This is a genomic window from Aquimarina agarilytica ZC1 (assembly GCF_000255455.1).
In the GTDB taxonomy this organism is placed as follows: domain Bacteria; phylum Bacteroidota; class Bacteroidia; order Flavobacteriales; family Flavobacteriaceae; genus Aquimarina; species Aquimarina agarilytica.
On the sequence record NZ_JH621330.1, the window covers coordinates 1 to 1191 of the forward strand.

Annotated in this window: 2 protein-coding genes and 1 pseudogene; 2 read left to right on the forward strand and 1 reads right to left on the reverse strand. The window is 27.2% G+C overall.

Translation table 11 applies throughout. The annotated features are described in order from the left end of the window. A pseudogene (locus tag KQA_RS0218155) lies at positions 1-268 on the forward strand (hypothetical protein); the annotation flags it as partial. A 7-nt stretch (positions 269-275) separates the two neighbouring features. Then, a complete protein-coding gene (locus KQA_RS0218160) occupies positions 276-743 on the forward strand; it encodes a hypothetical protein (protein WP_010183072.1) in 468 nt (155 codons plus the stop codon). Positions 744-867: 124 nt separating this feature from the next. On the opposite strand, the gene KQA_RS20935 is transcribed toward KQA_RS0218160, so the two are convergent. Then, positions 868-996 (reverse strand): hypothetical protein, encoded by a 129-nt coding sequence (locus tag KQA_RS20935; protein ID WP_010183073.1) that lies wholly within the window; start codon positions 994-996, stop codon positions 868-870. Positions 997-1191: the final 195 nt, after the last annotated feature.

The window sequence follows — 1191 nt, forward strand, 5'->3', positions numbered from 1 at the left end:
AAGTATTAAACAAGCAATGGAAGATAAAATTAACGAACTTGGCCCAAGTACTGTCTCAAAACATTCTGCCGATCCAAATATTTTAACTGTATTTGATATTGATCCAAATAGCATAAGTGCTTCTAAACAATCTAAATTTGTAAAAGCAATAGAACAAGCTGTAAAAGATGGAGATATCAAAAGAGTTTTACATCCTGGGAATAGTACAGATCCAGCATATCATATTGAAATTAATGTAAAAAGTTGTAATCTTAAAGATTGTAAATAGATAAAAAATGAAAGTATCATTAATAATAGTAGTCTTATTTTTAGGAATTTGTTCTTGTAAGCAGAAAATCAAAGTAAATGAAGAAGTTAATTTTTCCAAAACCTCAAAAAAAATAGAACAAGAATATAGTACTAAGATAATATCTGTGGACTCTTCACACAAAGAAATTGCTAGTGAACTACATTATGGAGAAAACTTCGATTTTGAAATTAAGGTAGATAAAACTAATAATCTTAAATTATTGAAATTTTGTAGAACAAACATTAAAAATATTTTAGATAATAAAATCTCTGATATTAATGTTAAAAATGCAATTATTGAAAGTTTTGATAAAGAAAAAGTTATGTACGACGAAGACCCTAAAGGATTAAGAATTGTAACTTCGACTGAGGACTACGATTCTGTCTCCTTAAGAATCTACATTTATGATAATAATATTATTAAAATGAATTTAAAATATTATATGCCACTTTAGTATTATTTATTTCATAAATCTATCACGCTGACATGGTAGATTGGATTTGCACTGAGTTCCTATATAGGATATTAATATATCAATAAATACAACCGAAGTTTTAAAAGGCTTCGGTTTTTTTGTTTTATAGTGCTGCAATATTCTTTTGAAAGAAGTCTTTAAATTTCTTTTTAGTTAAAAAAGTATCGATCATTTTAAAGACCATATTTTTTTTTTCTTCTTCAAGCTCCGCTATTAATTTTACTTGCTCCATTAAGCTTTTTTATCCTCTATGGTTATTTCTTTAGGAGTATTACCATCAAAATGGACTAATTGATCAATTGTATGGCTGATAGCTCCGTTGTAAATGATTGTTCACTTCAAAAAGTTAAAGAAATTGCAGATAGAATAGGAATTGATGAATTTATAATAACCAGTACAGCAAGGGACGCAAAGAATCAAGCTAGGG